General features: G+C 74.3%; 19 protein-coding genes. 7 read left to right on the forward strand and 12 right to left on the reverse strand.

What is annotated here, in order from left to right:
* Positions 1-2 precede the first annotated feature (2 nt).
* The 3 genes from ACFYYT_RS29300 to ACFYYT_RS29310 all read right to left on the reverse strand — a co-directional run bounded on the left by ACFYYT_RS29300 (position 3) and on the right by ACFYYT_RS29310 (position 5,555).
* The gene (locus ACFYYT_RS29300; protein ID WP_351829495.1) at positions 3-1,007 is read right to left on the reverse strand and encodes a hypothetical protein; all 1,005 of its coding nucleotides are present in this window, start codon (positions 1,005-1,007) and stop codon (positions 3-5) included.
* A 392-nt stretch (positions 1,008-1,399) separates the two neighbouring features.
* On the reverse strand, positions 1,400-2,917 hold the full coding sequence (locus ACFYYT_RS29305; protein ID WP_351829492.1) for an NAD(P)/FAD-dependent oxidoreductase: 1,518 nt from the start codon (positions 2,915-2,917) through the stop codon (positions 1,400-1,402).
* 568 nt (positions 2,918-3,485) lie between these two features.
* A complete protein-coding gene (locus tag ACFYYT_RS29310) occupies positions 3,486-5,555 on the reverse strand; it encodes a phosphocholine-specific phospholipase C (RefSeq protein ID WP_351829490.1) in 2,070 nt (689 codons plus the stop codon).
* Positions 5,556-5,814: 259 nt separating this feature from the next.
* Between ACFYYT_RS29310 and ACFYYT_RS29315 the strand changes: the two genes are divergently transcribed.
* The gene (locus ACFYYT_RS29315; RefSeq protein WP_351829488.1) at positions 5,815-7,653 is read left to right on the forward strand and encodes an ABC transporter ATP-binding protein; all 1,839 of its coding nucleotides are present in this window, start codon (positions 5,815-5,817) and stop codon (positions 7,651-7,653) included.
* Positions 7,654-7,708: 55 nt separating this feature from the next.
* On the opposite strand, the gene ACFYYT_RS29320 is transcribed toward ACFYYT_RS29315, so the two are convergent.
* The 6 genes from ACFYYT_RS29320 to ACFYYT_RS29345 form a co-directional block, all read right to left on the reverse strand.
* Complete coding sequence (locus ACFYYT_RS29320) at positions 7,709-8,365, reverse strand: DUF305 domain-containing protein (RefSeq protein WP_351829486.1); 657 nt, start codon at positions 8,363-8,365, stop codon at positions 7,709-7,711.
* 64 nt (positions 8,366-8,429) lie between these two features.
* The gene (locus ACFYYT_RS29325) at positions 8,430-8,936 is read right to left on the reverse strand and encodes a DUF6153 family protein (RefSeq protein WP_388609807.1); all 507 of its coding nucleotides are present in this window, start codon (positions 8,934-8,936) and stop codon (positions 8,430-8,432) included.
* A 65-nt stretch (positions 8,937-9,001) separates the two neighbouring features.
* Positions 9,002-9,142, reverse strand: coding sequence for a hypothetical protein (locus ACFYYT_RS29330; RefSeq protein ID WP_351831836.1), 141 nt, complete (start codon positions 9,140-9,142; stop codon positions 9,002-9,004).
* Between the two features lie 6 nt (positions 9,143-9,148).
* Positions 9,149-9,634 (reverse strand): methyltransferase domain-containing protein, encoded by a 486-nt coding sequence (locus ACFYYT_RS29335; protein WP_351831834.1) that lies wholly within the window; start codon positions 9,632-9,634, stop codon positions 9,149-9,151.
* Between the two features lie 115 nt (positions 9,635-9,749).
* Entirely contained in the window at positions 9,750-10,763 is a 1,014-nt protein-coding gene (locus ACFYYT_RS29340; protein WP_388609811.1) for an NUDIX domain-containing protein, read from the reverse strand.
* Positions 10,764-11,189: 426 nt separating this feature from the next.
* Positions 11,190-11,813: a LysE/ArgO family amino acid transporter gene (locus ACFYYT_RS29345; RefSeq protein WP_351830897.1), complete on the reverse strand. Its 624-nt coding sequence runs from the start codon at positions 11,811-11,813 to the stop codon at positions 11,190-11,192.
* 69 nt (positions 11,814-11,882) lie between these two features.
* Here ACFYYT_RS29345 and ACFYYT_RS29350 point away from each other — a divergent pair, with 69 nt between their 5' ends.
* The 3 genes from ACFYYT_RS29350 (at position 11,883) to ACFYYT_RS29360 (ending at position 14,620) form a co-directional block, all read left to right on the forward strand.
* Entirely contained in the window at positions 11,883-12,788 is a 906-nt protein-coding gene (locus ACFYYT_RS29350; protein WP_351830908.1) for a LysR family transcriptional regulator ArgP, read from the forward strand.
* Between the two features lie 181 nt (positions 12,789-12,969).
* A complete protein-coding gene (gene corA / locus ACFYYT_RS29355; RefSeq protein WP_351830910.1) occupies positions 12,970-14,052 on the forward strand; it encodes a magnesium/cobalt transporter CorA in 1,083 nt (360 codons plus the stop codon).
* A gap of 115 nt (positions 14,053-14,167) precedes the next feature.
* A complete protein-coding gene (locus tag ACFYYT_RS29360; RefSeq protein WP_351830900.1) occupies positions 14,168-14,620 on the forward strand; it encodes a VOC family protein in 453 nt (150 codons plus the stop codon).
* 6 nt (positions 14,621-14,626) lie between these two features.
* Here the strand turns inward: ACFYYT_RS29360 and ACFYYT_RS29365 are convergent, their stop codons facing one another.
* Together ACFYYT_RS29365 and sigK are read right to left on the reverse strand one after the other, a co-directional pair.
* Positions 14,627-15,346 carry an anti-sigma factor gene (locus ACFYYT_RS29365; protein WP_351830903.1) on the reverse strand — a complete coding sequence of 240 codons (720 nt, stop codon included), beginning with the start codon at positions 15,344-15,346 and terminating at the stop codon, positions 14,627-14,629.
* A complete protein-coding gene (sigK, locus tag ACFYYT_RS29370; protein ID WP_351830912.1) occupies positions 15,343-15,867 on the reverse strand; it encodes an ECF RNA polymerase sigma factor SigK in 525 nt (174 codons plus the stop codon). Before sigK ends, ACFYYT_RS29365 begins: the two co-directional genes overlap by 4 nt.
* A gap of 310 nt (positions 15,868-16,177) precedes the next feature.
* Here sigK and ACFYYT_RS29375 point away from each other — a divergent pair, with 310 nt between their 5' ends.
* Positions 16,178-16,999, forward strand: a complete 822-nt coding sequence (locus ACFYYT_RS29375) for a chitosanase (RefSeq protein ID WP_351830915.1) — start codon at positions 16,178-16,180, stop codon at positions 16,997-16,999.
* Here the strand turns inward: ACFYYT_RS29375 and ACFYYT_RS29380 are convergent.
* Positions 16,972-18,432 (reverse strand): glycosyltransferase family 87 protein, encoded by a 1,461-nt coding sequence (locus ACFYYT_RS29380; protein WP_351830906.1) that lies wholly within the window; start codon positions 18,430-18,432, stop codon positions 16,972-16,974. The two genes, ACFYYT_RS29375 and ACFYYT_RS29380, sit on opposite strands and share 28 nt — an antisense overlap.
* 248 nt (positions 18,433-18,680) lie before the next feature.
* On the opposite strand from ACFYYT_RS29380, the gene ACFYYT_RS29385 reads away from it, so the two are divergent.
* Together ACFYYT_RS29385 and ACFYYT_RS29390 are read left to right on the forward strand one after the other, a co-directional pair.
* Positions 18,681-19,790 carry a molybdopterin-dependent oxidoreductase gene (locus ACFYYT_RS29385; RefSeq protein ID WP_351830917.1) on the forward strand — a complete coding sequence of 370 codons (1,110 nt, stop codon included), beginning with the start codon at positions 18,681-18,683 and terminating at the stop codon, positions 19,788-19,790.
* On the forward strand, positions 19,787-20,185 hold the full coding sequence (locus ACFYYT_RS29390; protein ID WP_388609818.1) for a hypothetical protein: 399 nt from the start codon (positions 19,787-19,789) through the stop codon (positions 20,183-20,185). The genes ACFYYT_RS29385 and ACFYYT_RS29390 overlap by 4 nt, the downstream gene beginning before the upstream one ends.
* Positions 20,186-20,359 lie beyond the last annotated feature (174 nt).

A 20,359-nucleotide genomic window follows, 5' to 3' on the forward strand; every position in this document is an offset into this window, starting at 1 on the left:
ACTCACGAGTGGCGCAAGCCCTCCACGGCGTCGGCGACGTAGTGGTCCCCGAACCGGATCAGGGGGGCGTACTGGGCCGCGCGGCGATGGCGCATGAGGCGTAGTTCGGCGACGGCGTTGTCGGGGCCTTCGGCTCTCTGGGCGATGGACCGGCGCAGATGCACCATGGAGTACGCGAGGGTGACGTGCCGTTCACCGTCCACGATGTCGGCTTCCAGGAGAGCGCCCCGGGCCTCGGCCAGCTCCGGGGCGCGGGCCGCCAAGTGCTCGTAGGAGTCGGGCACCACGGACAGCAGGTCCTTCATCGCCGCCCGGAACAGCTTGTATCCGCGATGCTGGCGCCCGCTCAACGGGATGTCCACCGACGGAGGCGCCATGGTGTGGCGTATCGCCGCCATGTAGTAGTCGGCCGGGATCGTACTGGCGTGGGTCATGGCCGCCGGGAAACCGCGTACGTACACCGTCGCGTCCGCCAGCCGCAGCAGCGCGGCATCGCCGTCGCTGTCCCGCAGATGGCGGGTGGCGTCGGCCACGGCGACCGCGGCGCAGACGTTGAAAAGGACATGGACTTGGTGACCGATGAGCCACCGGGCACTCCACACACTCTCCAACGACGCCCCCGCGCCAGGCTCGAGGACGGCCACCGGCGGTGGCGGTACGTCGTCACGGTCTTCGTCCGCCGCTACGCCGATGAGGTCGAGCACCGCCTGCCGCATCCCGGCCACCTCCAGGGCCAGGTCGGAACCCGACAGGGGAGCGTCACACAGGTCTTCCAGGCCGCGGTGGATGACCAGCGCACCGTGCAGGGCAGCCTGCTGATCCGACAGCTCCCCCTCACGGACCCGGAAGAACGACTGACTGATCGACTCCGCCGGCAGTCCCTCACCGACCACGGCCGGAGCCAGATCCGACAGTGCGGCCACCAACTCACCTGCAGCCGCGGCGGCTTCCCGCAGCGCGAGGGTCCGCTCGACAGGTCCGGCATGCGTCGACCGCCCGGCCAGCACGCGCGCGGTCCGCTTCGCCTCCGCATCGACCCTTGGGCCCAACATCGGGACGGGACGCCCGCCTCGGGGCTCTCGGAAGACAGCGACAGCAGGATGACCGACAACCGGTGATAAGCCCATGGTGGAAGTACTTCGCCAAGAACACTCCACACGAAACCTGATCTGCAAGACATCCTGTGCGGTGCACCGAAGGTGGCCGGGCGGCCACCCGTTCGCTGCGCCGCCGGTAGCCTGCCCGTAACCCCTTGGTGACAGCCCTCGTCCCGGATCGATGGGGGAGCTCAGAGGTACCTCTCGCTGACGGCGATCTGCTCGGCAACGCCGCCGTCGCTTTCCAGTGCCAGCGGGGAGCTGCCCCTGAGCCCTGGCACCTCCGTGGCCCCCGTCCCGGCTCAGTCGCGGGTTTGCCGGCGCCGGAAGGCCCCGAGGCTGTCCTCCTGCGGTGCTCGCGGGATGGGCAGGGAGAGGGGTGGAAAGGGGGTGTGCCAGATGTAGGAGGTGGGGTCGAAGTGGTGAAGCCGGCGTGTGAGGCGTGCGGTGGACCAGGGCCAGGCGAAGGTGTTGCGGCCGCTGGAGGTCAGGTAGTAGCTGGTGCAGCCGCCGGTGTTGTAGACGGTGGTCGCCAGCGCCTTCTGCACGGCGCTGTTGTGGGTGTCCTGGACGGCGGGCCGGACCTCCAGCGCCTGGCTGCCGCTCTGGTCGAGGTGGGCCAGGGCGGTGGTGAGGTAGGTGAGCTGGGCTTCCAGGACGGTGATGGCAGAGGTGGATCCGCCGAGCAGGTTGGGGCCCAGGAGCAGGAAGAGGTTGGGGAAGCCGGTGACGGTGGTGCCGAGGTAGGCCTGCGGTTCGCCGCCCCAGACGTCGTGCAGGGTCCGGCCGTCCGCGCCGTACAGGTCCCGGGCCAGTGGTAGTTCGCCGACGCGAAAGCCGGTGGCGGTGATGAGGACGTCCGTTTCGGCGGTGGTGCCGTCGGCGCCGACGATCGTGTTGCCGCGCACGGCGCTCACCGCGGTGGGGTGCAGGCGCACATGCGACCGGTTCAGGGCCGGGTAGTAGGTGCTGGAGGTGAGCACGCGCTTGCAGCCCAGCCGGTAGTCGGGGGTGAGGGCCCGGCGCAGCTGCGGGTCCGGAACGGCGAGTCGCAGGTGCGCCCGGGCGCCAGCTTCGAGGAGGCGGGCGAGCTCGGGGTGGCGGAAGGCGTAGCCGAAGCTTTCCTGCAGTGCGTACTGGGAGGCACGCAGACCGCGTCGGGCGCCGGGCAGCCGATTGACGACACGATTGAAAGCGGGGGACAGGGCCAGGTCGGGTTTGGGCAGGATCCACTGGGCGGTGCGTTGGAAGAGGTGCACGGCTGCCGCCCGGCCGATGATGGCCGGGACGACCTGCACGGCGGAGGCGCCGCTGCCGACCACGCTCACACGCTTCCCGGCCAGGTCGACGCTGTCGTCCCAGCGGGCGGTGTGGAGCACGGGCCCGGCGAATTCGTCGAGCCCCGGCACGTCCAGTGGGCGCGGGACGTCCCAGGGGCCGGTGGCCATGACCAGGACCGCGGCGCTGTAGGGCCCGTCGCTGGTCTGAAGCAGCCAGCGCCCGGCGGCCGGATCCCAGCGGGCTCCGTGCACCTGCACGCCGCAGCGCAGCACGTCACCGAGCCCGTACCGCTCGGCGGTGGCGGCGAGGTAGGTGTGGATCTCCTCCTGTCCGGCGAACAGGCGGCTCCAGGCCGTGTCCGGGGTGAAGGAGTAGCTGTAGAGCGTCGAGGGTACGTCGCAGGCACAGCCCGGGTAGGTGTTCTCCCGCCACGTTCCGCCCGGCTGCGACGCCTTCTCCAGCACCAGCACATCGCGAAACCCTGCCTCACGCAGCCGGATGGCGGCGCCGAGCCCCGAGAACCCCGCTCCGACCACCATGACCCGCGCATCCCGTCCGTGCCGGCCGCCCTGCACGGGAATCACCGGGCCCCTCCGGCCCGGGCGACCCCACCCTGCCGAGGATCACCGCTCGCATGCGCGAACCACGGACACCTGAAACTCTTCAGAAACGCCATGCGACGCATGATCCCCAAGCTGCTCTCCCCGGCATGGCCGCGGGCTGGCGGCCAAATGCGGTGAAGAAACGTCCCACCCTGGCCTGTCGTCGTGGTGATGCGACGTTGAGATCCCTCGAACGAAGCATGGCTCCAAGTCCCTGCTTGCACCGCCCTCCAGGGTCGGCCAGCGGCCGAAGGCCGGAACGCCGGCCACCGCCGCTGCGTCGGCGACGGCTACGCCTGGCCACACCCGCCCGAACCTCGGGAGTGGTGCCTCGGAGTGACGACTGGTTGGGGACCAGTTGGGGACCAGCGCTGCTGCGCGCAGGTGCACGGCACGCGCGTTGATGCACGTTCCGCGCTCTCAAATAGCGTCGTGTGTCCGGAGCCCTGGCGGGCGCGGTGGGGGCGCGCGCCTGAGCCGGGGCGGCCGGCCGGGGAGGGGTGGGTTATGAGGACTGTTCGGTGAGGATGGCCGGGTCCGACAGGCCGGAGGACCCGGTCTCCACCTTGCCCGCGAAGCGGCGCTGGAAGTCGGGGGTCTCGGACGCGATCACCGTCACGTCGTACCAGCGGCGGGTGTTCTTCAGGGACACCGTGTACGTCACGGTCGCGCCCTTGGCGACCGTCAGGCGCTTCGGGCCGCCGCCGTAGGCGTTGGTGACCGTCAGGGTGGCGGTCGCCGCGCCCGCGTTGGTGAGGGTGAGGTCCAGATTGCCGGTGGCGGCGTTGTGGCGGGCGGTGACCTCGGGGCCGGCGGTGGTGCCCGGGTTGCGGAAGCCGCGCAGGAAGCCGTTGGGTCCGTGCACGGTCAGGTCGGTGACGCCCGCCGAGTAGCGGGTGTTCCAGGCGTCCGCGATCGACTTCCCGGCCTCGGTGGTGTAGGTCCAGGGGGCGTCGGTGCGGTTGGCGGAGGTGACGTAGAACTGCGCGCCCAGGTCCGGGCCGCCGCTGAACGTCAGCCGGAACTTGCCCTCCGCGACCAGCGCCGCGCCGTCCACGTACGGGGCGTACTTCAGGGCGCGGGTGGGCCGCAGGCCCTTCTCCTGGCGCGGCATCGCGCCCTCGGCCGGTGCGGTGGGGCGGAAGTCGGGGTGGCGGTCGCGGTCCTGCGGGAACCAGGCGCCGGTGTCGGGCAGCCGGACCGTGCCGGTGTCCTTGCGGGCGAAGTCGAAGGCGGAGGTCAGGTCGCCGCAGACGGCGCGGCGCCAGGGGGAGATGTTGGGCTCCCGCACGCCGAAGCGCTTCTCCATGAAGCGGATCACGGAGGTGTGGTCGAAGGTCTCGGAGCAGGAGTACCCGCCGGTGCTCCACGGCGAGACGACGAGCATCGGCACGCGCGGCCCGAGGCCGTACGGGCCGGCGACGTACCCGGTCTTGCCCGCGAAGACGTCCAGGGCGGTGGGCGTGGTCGACAGGCCCTGGGCGGCGCTCGCCGGGGCGTACGGCGGAACGACGTGGTCGAAGAAGCCGTCGTTCTCGTCGTAGGTGATGAACAGCGCGGTGCGGGCCCACACGTCCGGGTTGGAGGTGAGGGCGTCCAGTACCTGGGCGATGTACCAGGCGCCATAGTTCGAGGGCCAGTTGGCGTGCTCGCTGAAGGCCTCGGGGGCGGCGATCCAGGAGACCTGGGAGAGGGTGCCGGCGGCCACGTCGGCGCGCAGCCGGGCGAAGTAGTCCTCCCCGGCCTTGGCGTCGGTGCCGGTGCGGGCCTTCTCGTAGAGGGCGTCGCCGGGCTGCGCGTTGCGGTAGTTGTCGAAGTAGAGCAGGGAGTTGTCGCCGTAGTTGCCGCGGTAGGCGTCGTTGATCCAGCCCCAGGAACCGCCGGCGTTCAGGCCGTCGCCGATGTCCTGGTAGACCTTCCAGGAGACACCGGCCGCCTCCAGCCGCTCCGGGTAGGTGGTCCAGCCGTAGCCGGCCTCCGCATTGTTGAGGACCGGGCCGCCGCCCTTGCCGTCGTTGCCGGTGTGGCCCGACCAGAGGTAGTAGCGGTTCGGGTCGGTGGAGCCGATGAAGGAGCAGTGGTACGCGTCGCAGATGGTGAACGCGTCGGCGAGGGCGTAGTGGAAGGGGATGTCCTCGCGGGTCAGGTACGCCATGGTGGTGGGTGTCTTGGCGGGCACCCAGTTGTCGTACTTGCCCTTGTTGAAGGCGCTCTGGCCGCCCGCCCAGTCGTGGTTGAGACCCTGGAGGAACTCCATGCCGAGGTCGTCGGAGGGCGGCCGGAAGGGCAGCGTCTCCTTGCCCGCGTTGTCGGCCTGGTGCCAGACGGACTTGCCGCTGGGCAGCGTCACCGGGCGGGGGTCACCGAAGCCGCGGATGCCGTTCAGGGCGCCGAAGTAGTGGTCGAAGGAACGGTTCTCCTGCATCAGGACCACGATGTGCTCGACGTCGGCGATCGTGCCGGTGCCGCCCTGCGCGGGGATGGCGGCGGCGCGCGCGATGCTCTCGTTCAGCATCGTCAGGGCGGCGGTGCCGCCCGCGAGCTGCAGGAAGCGGCGACGGTTGAGTTCTGCCATGGGGAACGACCTCTGCGGTTGCGGATGGTGGAGCGCCCCCAGCACAGCGCGCCCGGGGTACCGGAGGGGGAGCCTGGCGTGACGGCGGCGGATACGCCAGGCGAACGGCAGTCGGATTCCGGTGGAGTTCGGCCAGAAAACGCGCGGGCGGGGCGGCCCGGCGGGGCGTTCCGGTGAGGGGAAAACGCTTGGACCGGGCGGGCGCCCGTGCGGGACACTCCGGTTTCTGACCTGAACGTCCGCCAAGGCAAGGGTTGGGATGGGAAAGCCCGAATCGCACGAAAGCTCACCCCGCAGGGGCCCGGTGCTCCTCGCGCTCCGCTACTACGGAAGGGAACTGGCCCGGCTCCGCCTGCTGACCGGACCGGCCATGCTGTTCCCGGCACTCGGCAACATCGGCATCAACTACATCGCCCCGCTGGTCGTCGCGAAGCTCGTCGGCCGCATCGCGGGAGGCGCCGGCACCGGTTTCGCCGCGACCCTGCCCTACGTACTCCTCTTCGCCGGCGTCCTGCTGCTCGCGGAGGCGCTGTGGCGCGTCGGACTGCACTGCCTCAACCGCCTCGATGCCCGCGGCATCGAGAACCTGTACGTGATCGGCATGGACGAGCTGTTCGCCAAGGACGCCGCGTTCTTCCACGACAACTTCGCCGGCTCGCTCACCAAGCGCGTCCTCAGCTTCGCCACCCGCTTCGAGGAGTTCGTCGACACGCTGACCTTCTCCGTCATCGGCAGCTTCGTCCCGCTGCTGTTCGGATCGATCGTCCTGTGGCGCTACGAACCGCTCCTCGTCGTCGCGCTCCTGACGCTCATCACCCTGACGGGGCTCTGTGTGATGCCCCTGGTCCGCCGCCGCCAGGCCCTCGTCGCCGAGCGCGAGGAGGCCATCGCCCAGGTGTCCGGGCACGTCGCCGACAGCCTGACGAACATGGAGACGGTCCGCGCGTTCGCCGCCGAAGGGCGCGAGGCCGCCGAACACCGCTCCCGCGTCGCCCGGTCGCGCCTGCTCATGCTCCGCTCCTGGGACTACGGCAACCTGCGCATCGACACGCTGGTCGCGCCGATGTCCGTACTGACCAACGCGCTGGGTCTGCTGCTCGCCGTCACCCTCGGCGGAGGAGAGCACGGCGTGGAGGCGGTCGTCGTCGCCTTCACCTACTTCGCCAACGCGACGCGGATCATGTTCGAGTTCAACCAGATCTACCGCCGCCTGGAAAGCTCGATGACGGAGGCCGCGCAGTTCACCGCACTGCTCCAGACCCCGCCGACCGTACTCGACCCGCCCGCGCCCGAGCCGCTGCGGTCCACTTCCGCTGAAGTGCGCTTCGAAGGGGTCACCTTCGCCCACGGGGGCGGGAAGCCGCTGTTCGAGGGGCTCGACCTGACCGTGCCCAGCGGCCACCGGGTCGGTCTCGTCGGCCGGTCCGGCGGGGGCAAGACCACGCTCACCCGGCTGCTGCTGAGGATGACCGACATCGACGCCGGCCGGATCCTGATCGGCGGCCAGGACATCAGCCGGCTGCGCCAGGCCGACCTGCGCGGCCTGATCGGCTACGTACCCCAGGACCCGGCGATGTTCCACCGCACGCTGCGGGAGAACATCGCCTTCGCCCGGCCGGACGCCACCGAGGCCGAGATCCGCCGCGCGGCGGAGGCGGCGCACGTCACGGAGTTCGCGGACGCCCTCCCGGACGGCTTCGACACCATGGTCGGCGAGCGCGGCATCAAGCTGTCGGGCGGCCAGCGCCAGCGGGTCGCCCTCGCCCGGGCGATCCTGCGCGACGCGCCGGTCCTGCTGCTCGACGAGGCGACCAGCGCCCTGGACTCGGAGAGCGAGGTCCTCGTCCAGGAGGCGCTGTGGCGGCTCATGGAGGGGCGGACGGCGCTGGTGGTGGCGCACCGGCTGAGCACCGTCGCGGGCATGGACCGGCTGGTCGTCCTCGACCGCGGCCGGATCGTCGAACAGGGCACCCACCACGAGCTCCTCGCCGGTGAGGGTGCCTACGCGAAGCTGTGGCAGCACCAGTCGGGAGGCTTCCTCGACGAGGATCCGGCAGCGTCCGGCGCGATGCCCGGGGACGAGGCCGCCCGGCGCTGACGCGCGCCCCGCCCCGGGCGGGGGCCCACGCGCCCCGGGCGGGGCCCACGGCTCGTCAGCTCTTGGCGAGGAGGCCGTTCATGCGGGTGATCTCGGCGCTCTGGGAGCTGATGATGGCGGCCGCCATGTCCTTCGCGGGCCCGTGGGCGCCGTCCCGCTGTTCGGTCCGGGCCATGGCCACGGCCCCTTCGTGGTGCTTGACCATCAGGGTGAGGAACGCCCGGTCGAACTCCGGGCCGGAGGCCTTGGCCAGCTGGTCCATCTCCCCGCCGGTCATCATCCCGGACATGGTGTGCCCGCCGTGCCCGGCGTCGGCGGCGGGGACCTGTTCGCCCCAGGAACCGAGCCAGCCGGAGAGGGTCGCGATCTCCGGGTCCTGAGCCTTCTTGATCTCTTCGGCCAGGGCCTTGACCTCGGCCGATCCGGAGCGGGTCGCGGCGAGCCCGGCCATCTCCACCGCCTGGCGGTGGTGCGGGATCATCCCCTGGGCGAAGGCCGTGTCGGCGGTGTTGTTCACGCCCTGACGGGGGGAGGCGCCGCCGGAGGACGGCGCGGTGGGGGCGGCGTGGCCGGCGTGCGCGGGGCTCTCGCCCGGGGCGGAGCCGGAGCCGGATCCGGTCCCGGAGCCGCCGCAGGCGGCGAGGACGAGGGCGGCGGTCGCGGTCGCGGTGAGGGCGGCGGCGCGGCGGATCAGAGAACGCTGGGTGGTCATGGTCGTGCTTCTCCTGTGCTGGGAACGTGAGGACGGGCTCGTCGGCGCGTACGCCGGGGCCGCCTCATATGCGCAGGAGCTGGAGTTGACTGAGGGACGGAGGGGCCCGACCGCAGACCGCCGGGCCCGGCAGGACCCCGAGCGCGGCCGCGGTCGCGGCGGCCGGGCTGCCGGGGGCGGCCGCCGGGGCGGGCAGGACGGGGGCGCCGGCGGTGCCGGGCGCCGCGCAGGCGGGGTCCGCGTGCTGGCCGTGGCCGCCGCCGCCGTCGTCGGCGCCGTCGTCGGCGCAGGCGCAGGGGGCCTCGGATTCGGAAGCGGCCGCCGTGGTGGAGGCGCCACCCGCGTGCGGCGCGGCCGCCGCGTGCGAGGCGGCACCCGCGCGGGGAGCGGCCATCGCCTGCGAGGCGGTCGCCCGGGCGTGCGCGGCCCGCGCGGTGTGACCGTCGGCCGAGGGGGCCGGGCCGGGGCCCAGGCCGTGCATGGCCAGCAGCCCGGTGAGCAGGGCGAAGAGCAGGAGCCGGCGCGCGGGCGGCCGCAGGGGCCCCGCCGTCGATCCCGCCCGCGTCCTCATGCCCGCATCGTAGGTGACCGCGTCCGGATACTCCAAAGGGGTAGGGGGTATGGCGGGCGCCGCCGTTACGGCGTGGCCCGGACGAGGACCGGGGAGCCCTCGTAGGCGGGCAGCCGGCGCAGGTGCCCGTGGCGGGCGTCCCAGGCACCGGAGCCCAGCTCGCGGCGCAGCGAGTCGGTGAACCGCCGCCGGACCTCGTCGTCCACGAAGCTTCACGCCGAGCAGGCCTGTCGGGCCGCCGGGTCCAGCGGCATCTCGGGGCGGCCGTAGTACGCCTCGTTGAAGCCGTCGGTGCGGTCCAGCGGGACGGGCGCGGACTCCACGGTCCCGGCGCCGCCGAGGGCGGCGGCCATGTCCTCGATCGGCGGGTAGCGCCGGGCCTCGGTGTCCAGCACCTCCGGGGCGTACGCGCAGAGCCAGACGTCGCGCACGAGCTTCGGGTCGCAGGTCAGGATGACGACCGGGCCGCGCGTCACCCGCCGCATCTCGCGCGGCCCCGTCTTGACGTCGCTCCACCGGTGCACGCTGAAGAGGGTCATCGCACCGTCGAACTCGTCGTCTGCGAAGGGCAGTTCCCCGGCGGTCGCGTCGACCGCCCGGGGCAGGCCGGCCGGGCGCCCGTCCCGCATCGCGTGCGAGGGTTCGACGGGCGTGACCGCCCGGGCCGCTCCCTCGTACGAGCCCGTGCCCGCGCCCACGATGACGACGGTGCGGGCGCCGCCGAGGGCCTCGGCGATGAACCGGGCGATCCGGGGGTCCGGGCGCCGGTGGCCGGAGTGTCCGGAGGCGATGTTCGTCGGATGTGCCGGTCGGTCAGAACGGGCCGGGGGAGCCCGGGTGGCCCACGGGACGTCCCTCGTGGAGCTCCAGCGGGCCGGTGCCCGCCGCCAGGGCGCGCAGAGCGGCCTTGATCTGGCGGCGCAGCTTCGGCTTGACCAGACCGCGCAGGTCCCCGCGCTGGGCGGTGCGCCAGTCCAGCAGCTCGACGGGCCGCAGACGGATCCGGGCGAGGACGTCGGGGCCGAGGACCCCGCCGTCGTAGAGGAAGCGGATCCGCGCCGGGAAGCCGGGCCGATGGGACCAGTTGACGGCGAGGAGGCGGCCGGGCTCCAGGTCCAGGCCGATCTCCTCGCGGACCTCGCGCGCGGCGGCGGCCCGCGGGGTTTCGCCGAGGTCGCTGTCGACGCCGCCGCCGGGCAGCAGCCAGCGGCCGGGCTCGCCGTAGCCGGGGCGGACGAGCAGGACCCCGCCGGCCCGGTCGGTGAACAGGACGTTCGCGGCGGTGAGGGCCTTGGGGCGGGCGGCGCGGTGGGCGGCCTCGTCGTAGCCGCCCGCGTTCTCCAGGGCCACCCGCACCGCCGGGTCAAGACCCGCGGGGGAGCCGGGCTGGGGGACGCCGTCGATGAGGTGTGCCAGGGAGCCGGTGCGCAGCGCGGCCACGGCGGCGCGCAGCCGGGGGGCGACGCGGTCGGGGAGCCGCCGGACGGCCTCGTCGGGGGTGAGCCACTCGGCGGCGCCGGCCCCGCCGCCGGTGCGGGGGCGGGCGGCGGCGGCCGCGCGGTCCGGGGCGAGGGGGCCCACGAGGTGGACGTGGACCACGATCGAACGGCCGGGCACGCCGGGCGCTCCGGGCGGGCAGGAGTCCACGGCCAGCAGCCGGCCGACCGGGACGGCCGGCCGCCCCAGCTCTTCCCCGAGCGCGCGGGCGAGCGCGTCCTCGGGGGTCTCGGTGTCCCGCACGGCGCCGCCGGGCAGTTCCGGGCGGTCCTGGGGAGAAGTGGTGCGTACGAGGACCCGCCCGAGGGTGTCCAGGACGACCGCGCTCACGGCGACGAGCGGAGCGGGACGGGCCGCCTCTCCCGCGCACCCCTCATCGGCGACCCCGCGCGGCCGGGCGGCGCGCGCGGCGGAAGCCGTCCCCGCCGGTCCGGTCGCGGGGACCCCGGAGGCGGGCCGTCCGGGTGTGGCCGCCCGGGGCGCGGGCCGCCCGGCCGGAGGTGCACCCGGCGGGGTCGGTACGGGCGGAGACGGGCGGTCGGGCACGGTACGGCTCCTCTGGTGGCGGCGGGCCGGGCGCCCGCCCACCAGCATCCCTACCACGGCCGCCCCGCACCGCCCCCGCCGCCCCGGCCGGACCAGGACGCCCGGGCATCCGGGCGCGGGGCCTGCCTCCGACCGGCGGGGCGGCCCGGCCCGGCCCCACCCCAGGGTCCCGGCCCCGCCCCGGGGGCGGCCGGGTGCGGCCCGCGCGGGTCAGGCGCGGGCCAGGAGGAGGCCGCCCATCGTGACCATCGTGGCGGCGACCAGGCCGTCCAGCACCCGCCAGGCCGCCGGCCGGGCGAGCACGCCGCCGAGCAGCCGGGCTCCGTAGCCGAGCGCGCCGAACCAGATCAGGCTCGCCAGCGCCGCCCCGATGCCGAAGGCCCACCGCAGGTCGCCCCGGTCGGCGGCGAGCGAGCCGATCAGCAGGACGGTGTCCAGGTACACGTGCGGGTTGAGCCAGGTCATGGCCAGGCAGGTCAGCACGGCGGTCCGGACGGAACCGGCCGGGGCGCCGCCGGGGGTGAGGGCCGCGTCCGGGGCGGGCCGCAGCACCCGGCGCGCCGCGAGGACCCCGTAGGAGACGAGGAAGAGGCCGCCCGCGACGGCTACGGCGGTCAGGGCGGCCGGCCAGGCGGTGACGAAGGCGCCGACCCCGGCCACGCCGAGGGTGATGAGGACCGCGTCGGACACGGCGCAGATGGCCACCACGGCGAGGACGGCGTGCCGCCGCGCGCCCTGGCGCAGGACGAAGGCGTTCTGGGCGCCGATCGCGACGATGAGGGAGAGGCCGGTGCCGAAGCCGGCCAGAGCTGCTGTGGTGATGCCGTTGTTCATGTCTCGACCGTAGGCAGCGCGTGGCGGATGAGTACAGCTAAAGATTTTTACGTACCCTTAGCACTCGTGATGGAAGAGCTTCCCCTGGAACAGGTACGGACCCTGCTCGCGGTCGTCGACGAGGGCACCTTCGACGCCGCCGCCGCGGTCCTGCACGTGACGCCCTCCGCCGTCAGCCAGCGCGTCAAGGCCCTGGAGCAGCGCACCGGGCGGGTGCTGCTGATGCGGACCAAGCCGGTCCGCCCGACCGAGTCCGGGCAGGTGGTGATCCGCTTCGCCCGGCAGCTGGCCCGCCTGGAGCTGGACGCGCGCACCGAACTGGGCCTGGGCGCCGCCGGCGGACCCGTCCCCGTACGGCTGCCGATCGCGGTCAACGCGGACTCGCTCGCCACCTGGTTCCTGCCCGCGCTGACCCGGGTGCCGCAGGATCCGCCCGTCTGCTTCGAGCTGTACCGGGAGGACGAGACCCATACGACGGCACTGCTGCGCGAGGGCCGGGTGATGGCGGCCGTCACCTCCTCGCCGGACCCGGTCGCGGGCTGCACGGTGCGCGCGCTGGGGCTGGCCCGCTACCTGCTCGTGGCCAGCCCGGCCTTCGCCGCCCGGTACCTGACGGGCCGCCTGGACCGGGACCTGCCGCAGGCGCCGCTGATCGTGTTCGACCGGCGCGACGCCCTCCAGGACGCCTACGTACGGGGTCTCACCGGCGGCGCCGCGGGCGCCTCACCGGCCCGCCACCAGGTGCCCACCTCGGAGGGCTTCCGCGACGCGGTGGCCGCCGGACTGGGGTGGGGGCTGGTGCCGCAGCCGCAGGCCGAACCGCTGCTGGCGACGGGGGCGCTGCTGGCGCTGGCGCCGCGCCGCCCGCTGGACGTGACGCTGTACTGGCAGCAGTGGAAGCTGGACTCGCCCGCGCTGGCCCTGGTCGCGGGAGTGGTCGCGCAGAGCGCGCGCGAGGCCCTGCGGCCGGTGTAGCGGGCCGGGGCGGCGGCCGGGGCTCCGGCCGGGGCGGCGACCGATGCGGCGGCCCGTGCTGTGGCCCGTGCTGCGGCCCGTACCGTGGCCGGTGTGGCGGCGCCCGGCGGCGTGCTCACCGCCCGGGGCGCGCGATGGCAGACTGGCCGCTGATCCGCCGAAGGGGAGTACGTCCTTGTCCATGTTCAGCAACCTGCGCCGGGCCGTACGACGCGGCTACCGCAGGGCCGTCGACCTCAGCCACCCCGCCCGCTCCCCGCTGGGCAGCGCCGTCGTCAACTGCCTCGTCTACCGCGACGGCATCCGCCAGGAAGACTGCGGCGACGTCGAGGAGGCGCTGCGCCGGGTCCGCAAGAGCGGCGACGGCTTCGTCTGGATCGGCCTGCACGAGCCCTCGCAGGAGGAGCTGGCCGGGCTGGCCGCGCTGTTCGCACTGCACCCCCTCGCAGTCGAGGACGCCGTCAACGCCCACCAGCGCCCGAAGGTGGAGCGCTACGACGACACGCTCTTCGCCGTCTTCAAGACCGTCCGCTACGTGGAGCACGAGGAACTGACGGCGACCAGCGAGGTCGTCGAGACCGGCGAACTGATGGCCTTCGTCGGCGGGGACTTCGTCATCACCATCCGGCACGGCGGCCGCGGCACCCTCGGCCCCGTCCGGGAGGCCCTGGAGGCGCAGCCGGAGCAACTGGCCAAGGGTCCGGCGGCGGTGCTGCACGCCATCGCCGACCATGTCGTCGACGACTACGTCGCCGTCACGGAGGCCGTGCAGAACGACATGGACGCCGTCGAGACGGCCGTGTTCAGCGAGGACGGCGGCCGCGGTGACGCGGGCCGGATCTACCAGCTCAAGCGCGAGCTGCTCGAACTGCGCCGGGCCGTGGCCCCGCTGGGCCGGCCGCTCGAACACCTGGCCACGCAGCCGATACCGGTCATCCCGCCCGAGGTCCGGGCGTACTTCCGTGACGTCCACGACCACCTCATCCGCGCCACCGAGCAGATCGGCGCCTACGACGGCCTCCTCGACTCCGTGCTCCAGGCCCACCTCGCGCAGGTGACGGTCGCCCAGAACGAGGACATGCGCAAGATCACGGCCTGGGCGGCGATCGTCGCCGTCCCCACCATGGTCTGCGGTGTCTACGGCATGAACTTCGACAACATGCCCGAACTCCACTGGACGTACGGCTACCCGCTGGTCGTCTGCGTCATGGCGGTCGCCTGCTTCGTCATCCACCGGGGCTTCCGCCGCAACGGCTGGCTCTGAGGCCCGCGGGTCCGGCCCGCCGCCGGCCCCGCTCTCCGCCCCGCTGTCACCGGTGTGTCCTAGCCTCGGAACGAAGGGCCCCACGGGCCGCACCAGCACGCGGAAGGCGGTCACGATGGCCCCGCCGGCACAGAAGATCACCACGTTCCTGATGTTCGAGGGCAGGGCGCAGGAGGCGCTGACCCTGTACACCTCGCTGTTCGAGGACTCCGAGGTCATCGACATCACCCGCCACGGCGCCGAGGGGCCCGGCGAGGAGGGCACGGTGGCCAAGGCCACCTTCGCGCTCGCCGGCCAGCGGTTCATCTGCATCGACAGCCACGTCCACCACGCCTTCGGCTTCACCCCGGCCGTCTCGCTGTTCGTGGACTGCGGGTCCGTCGCGGAGATCGACCGCCTCTACGGGGCCCTGGCGGATGGCGGCGAGGAGCTGATGCCGCTGGGCTCGTACGGCTTCAGCCCCCGCTTCGGCTGGGTCAACGACCGCTTCGGCGTCTCCTGGCAGCTGAACCTGCCCGAGGGGGCGGAAGGGGCCGAGGGGGCCGACGGCGCCGGGGCTGGCGCCTGACGCCGGTCAGCGGGGGAGGGCGAGCAGCATCAGCGGGGCGCCCGTCGGCTGCTCGGAGCCGCCCGCCGGCTCCTGCGTGAGGCCGACCGCCGTGGCCCGGCCCACGGGGCCCGCGAGGACGGCCGTGCCGTCGCCGCCCAGCAGGCCGGCCGGCCGCATCGTGGCGCCGTCCGCGAACCACAGCTGGTACGTCCGGCCCGCCGGGGCCTGCGGCAGTCCGGAGCTCAGGAACGCCGCCCGGCCCCGGGACGCGGACACCACCACCTTCGCCGTGGCGCCGGACGCCGACCGGCCGGTCGCCGTACGGGCGTCCGGGGCGGCCAGGACCGCCGTCAGGCCGTCGAGGGCTCCGGCCGCCTGCCCGGCGCGCTGGTGTTCCCACACGGCCACCCCGCCCAGGGTCAGCACTCCGGTCAGGCAGGCCGCGAGCGCCATCGGCAGGGCGCGCCGGCGCAGGGTGACGATGCTGCGCCGCTGCGGAGGTAGTTGGCGGATCCCCTCGATCCGGCGCAGCACCGTCGCCCGCAGGCCGGGCGGGGCGGGCAGGGCCGCGGCCGCGCCGAGCCGGGCGGCCGTCGCGGTGAACTCCCGTACGTCCTGGACGCATTGCGGGCAGCGTTCCAAGTGCCGCTCGAAGGCGTCCTGTTCGGTGCGCTCCAGGGCGTCCAGGGCGTAGGCCCCCGCGAGGGCGTGCAGTTGGCCGGTATCGGTTCCGGTGCGGCTCATGCGGTGACCCCCATGCAGTCGCGCAGCCGGATCAGTCCGTCGCGCAGCCGTGTCTTGACGGTGGGCAGGGGGGCGCCGAGGGTCTCGGCGACCTCCCGGTAGGTGAGCCCGCCGTAGTAGGCCAGGTCGACGGCCTGGCGCTGGAGTTCGGTCAGCCCGCGCACGCAGCGCCGTACCTGCTCGCCCTCCAGGCGGGTCTCCACCTGCTCGCTGACCTCGTCGTACGGGCGGGTGTGCTCGCGCGCCGCCGTGTCCTGTTCGCGGGCCGTCGCGGCCCGCGCCGAGCGGACCCGGTCCACCGCGCGGCGGTGCGCGATGGTCAGCACCCACGTCATGACGGTGCCCTTGTCGGGGCGGTAGCGCGGAGCCTGCCGCCAGACCTCGATCAGCACCTCCTGGGTCACCTCCTCCGACTGGGCACGGTCCCGCAGCACCTTGACGACGATCCCGTGGACGGGACCCGCGATCACGTCGTACAGCGCCGCGAAGGCGTCCTCGTCGCCGCGCGAGACGCGTTCCATGAGGGCCGGGAGATCGGGGGCGGACCGCTGTCGCGGCGCACCGAAGGGGAGGGGCTGCCTCACGCGGGACCCCTCCGCCCGTGGGCTGCGGGGCGGCGTCGCGTACGGGTCATGGCGGTCCTCCGGGACGGTGGCGGCGGCGGTCATGGAGGACTTCGGAGCGGAGGCCCCGAGCGGATTGGTCAGTTCCGGAGTTCTTCCGCAGGGGGTGTTCCCGGCCCTCAGAGTCTGGTAGTAAAGTTTCCTAACGAAGTCGGGAAAGACTCAACCACCGTACGGAGGCCCTGTGTTCACTCCCCACCGCAAGACGATGACGATCGGCGCCCTGCTCGGCGCCGCTCTCCTCGCCGCCCCGGTCGCGGCGCACGCCACCGCCGCCCCGGCGGCCGCACCGACGGCGGCGGCCCCCGCCGCGGCCGCGGCCGCCGGACTCGACGACCCGGTGAAGAAGGACATCGCCATGCAGATCGTCTCCAGCGCCGAGAACTCCTCGCTCGACTGGAAGGCCCAGTACAAGTACATCGAGGACATAGGCGACGGCCGCGGCTACACCGCCGGGATCATCGGCTTCTGTTCCGGCACCGGCGACATGCTCGACCTCGTCGAGTACTACACGCAGATCAAGCCGGGCAACGTCCTCGCGAAATACCTGCCCGCCCTGCGCAAGGTCGACGGCAGCGACTCACACGCCGGTCTCGACCCGAACTTCACCAAGGACTGGGCCAAGGCCGCCGCCGACAGCGAGTTCAAGAAGGCCCAGGACCACGAGCGCGACCGCGTCTACTTCGACCCCGCCGTCAAGCAGGGCAAGGCCGACGGCGTCGGCACCCTCGGCCAGTTCACGTACTACGACGCCATCGTCATGCACGGCGACGGCAGCGACTCCACCAGCTTCCGCAACATCCGCAAGCGCGCCCTGACCAAGGCCAAGCCCCCGGCCCAGGGCGGCAACGAGACCACCTGGCTCAACGCCTTCCTCGACGCCCGCGTCTGGGCGATGAAGCAGGAGGAGGCGCACAGCGACACCAGCCGCGTCGACACCGCGCAGCGCGTCTTCCTGAAGAAGGGCAACCTGGCCCTCAACACCCCGCTGGACTGGAAGGTCTACGGAGACTCCTTCCACATCGGCTGACCCGACGCCGCCACCCGCCCGGGACGGGCCCGCTCGTCGTCCCGGGCCCCGGCGCGGCGGCGCACCGCCCACCCGGCGAGCACCGCCGCGCCCGCCAGCCCGTACGCCACCTGCACCGTCGACCCGCCCAGCGTCCGGCCGCCCGCGTACACCACCGCGCCCGCCACGGCCACCGTCAGCCACTCGGCCCGGCCGTCCAGCGCCACCAGCGCGACCAGCAGCAGCGCGTACCAGGAGTACCCCGGGGTCATCAGCAGGAACGCCGTACCCGTCACCAGCAGGGCCCCGCTCCACGGCCGCTCCGGATCCCCGCGCCGCCACACGTACGCCACCACCGCCAGCGTCCCGAGCACCACCGCCGGGACCGACCAGGAGTCCGGGAGCACCAGCCGCAGCAGCGCGTACCGGCCGCCCGCGCCGGGATCCCCGTACCCCTCCTCCTCGGCGTAGCCGCCCAGGTAGCCGAAGACCGACGAGCGGGACGCCAGCACGTACGGCAGGTACGACAGCCCCACCACCGCCGCCGCGGGCAGCAGCAGCGCCGCCGCGTCCCGCCACCGCCGTACGCCCGCCAGCGCACCCGGCAACAGGACCGCCGGCAGCAGCTTCGCCGCGACCGCCAGCCCGAACAGCGCGCCGCCCGCGGCCCGTCGGCGCACCACCACCCCCAGCGCGGCCACCGACAGCAGCACCGCCAGGCCGTCCACGTGCGCGTTGTTCACCGCCTCCACCGCCACGGCCGGGCACCACGCCCACAGCGCGGCCGTACGCGGATCCGCGCGTTGCCGCCGCAGCACGAGCAGCAGCGCCCCGGTCACGCCGAGGGCGCTCAGCGCCCCGCCGGCCTGGAGCGCCTTGTGCCGGACCCCGGACGGGGACAGGAAGTGCACCAGGGCGAAGTAGCCCTCGGCGACGGGCGGATAGATGGTGTGCACGCCGGGCCGGTTGATGCGGGTGCAGACGCCCGGACCGACGGGGGCCCGGTCGGGGCGCGCGCAGTCGCCCCGGTCGTGCGGGAACAGCCAGTCGTCGCGCAGCCGCCCGAGCGCCGGATCCGCCGGGGCGTGGTCGTACGGGGAGATCCCGGCGGCCTGCACCCGGCCGTCCCACGCGTACCGGAAGGAATCCGTACTGGTCAGCGGCGGCCCCGCCAGCCCGGCCCCGGCCACCGCCAGCGCCCCGGCCAGCACGAGCGGGACGACGGCGCGGGCCGGCACCCGGCGCAGTGACCGGACGGCCGCGGCGAACAGCGCCCAGGCGGCGGCGTACCGCAGCAGCAGCCCCGGCTGGTCGGTGAAGTAGCCGTCGTAGCGGACGGCGGCCACGAGCGCGGCGGTCAGGGCGGCGAGCAGCACCGCGGTGACGGCGACCGGCGTCCGGGAGGTGCGGGGGCGGGTGCGGATGCGGGGGGTGCGGGGGCGGGGGCGGGTCATGGGAACCAGCCTGGCAGCGCGGGCCGCCGACGGGCCGCCGACCGGCCCGACGTCCGCGTTTCGTAAGGTGTCCGACGGCCCGCTCGGGGCCGTGGGGCGCTGTGATGGGGGACATGACTCCCGACCCCCGGCCCCCGGCCGACACCCCGGACGCCGACGTGCGCGGGCGGCCCCCGCTCCCGGCGCCCGCGCTCTCGCGGCTCCCGCTCCCGGGGCGCGCGCTCCTCGGACGGCTGCTCTCCGGGCGGCTGTTCTCCGGCCGCCTGCACGACGCGCGCACCGCCACCGCCGTCGGGCGCCTGCTCGGCCTCGCCTTCGCCGTGTGCCTGGTGACCGGGCTGATCAGCCACTACCTCCAGCACCCGCCCGCCTGGGCCGCCGGATCCCTGCCGACCCGGCCCGTCTGGGGCTACCGGCTCAGCCAGGGCCTGCACATCGCCACCGGACTCGCCGCGATCGTGCTGCTCCTCGTCAAGCTGTGGACCGTCTACCCCAGGCTCTTCGAGTGGCCGCCGGTCCGCGGCGTACGGCACGGCCTGGAACGGCTGTCGGTGGCCGCGCTGGTGGCATCCGCCGTCCTGGAGGTCTTCACCGGGCTGCTCAACACCGTCCAGTGGTACCCGTGGCCCTTCGGCTTCGTCGAGACCCACTTCGCCCTCGCCTGGGTCGCGTCCGGGTCCATCCTGCTGCACGTCGCCGTCAAGGCCCCCGAGATCAGGGCGCATTGGACCGCCCGCTCGGCGGGCACCCTGCGGCTTCCCGCCGAGGACGGACCGGACCGCCGTTCGCTGCTGCTCGGTACGGCCGCCGCCGTCGGCGCCGTCACCCTGACCACCGCCGGGCAGTCCTTCACCCCGCTGGCCGCCCTCGACCTGCTCGGCCCCCGCCACCCCGGGCGCGGCCCGCAGGGGCTCCCCGTCAACAAGACGGCCGCGGCCGCCGGCATCGGGCCGGGGCCGCTGCCGGACTGGCGGCTGGAGGTGCGCGGACCGGTCCCGTACACGCTGACGCTCCCTCAGCTCCGGGCCCTGCCGCAGACCCGGGCCCGACTGCCGATCGCCTGCGTCGAGGGCTGGAGCGCCCAGGCCACCTGGAGCGGGGTGCGGATCCGCGACCTCCTCGCCCGGGCGGGCGCCCCGCCGGGCGCCGGGCTGCGGGTCACCTCGCTGGAGACCGGCGGCGCCTACCGGGTCATGGAGATGGGCCGCGAGCACGCCCGGGACCCTCTCACCCTGCTCGCGCTGGAACTCAACGGGCAGGTGCTCTCGCCCGACCACGGCTACCCGGCACGGATCATCGCCCCGAACCGGCCCGGCGTGCTCCAGACCAAGTGGGTCACCCTGCTGGAGGTGCTGTGAACGCCCTCCGGTACGTGCTCGGCGCGCTCGGGCTGCTCCTGATCGCAGCCGGCGGCCGCCTCCTGGCGGCCCTGCCCGACCCGCTGGACGTGCTCGTCTGGCTCGGCGGCGCGCTCGTCCTGCACGACGGGGTCATCGCCCCGCTCGTGCTGTGCGCCGGGCTGCTGGTCGCGGCCGTCCCCGCACGGGGAGCCGTACGCGGGGCCCTGCTGACCGGGGGCGCGCTGGTACTGGTCACCCTGCCCGCGCTGCTGCGGCCCGGAGCCCCGGCCAACCCGTCGGTGCTGCCGCTGCCGTACGGGCGGAACCTGCTCCTCGTGCTCGCCGGGGTGGGGGCCGTCACCGCCGCCGGCGTCCTGGCGCGCCGGATGCGGCGGAGCCGGCCGCGCGGATGACGCGGAAACGGGGGCGGGCGCGGGCACCGGCAGCCCGCGCCCGCCCCCGCGCCGCCCCCGCGCCCCCCCCCCCCCCCCCCCCCCCCCCCCCCCGGCCCCCGGCGGGGCCCCCCCCCGGGGGGCGGGGGCGCGGGGGGGCGGGGGGGGGGGGCCGGGCCCCCCACCGCGGGCGGG

The organism is Streptomyces sp. NPDC002032 (assembly GCF_042890765.1).
Lineage (GTDB): Bacteria > Actinomycetota > Actinomycetes > Streptomycetales > Streptomycetaceae > Streptomyces.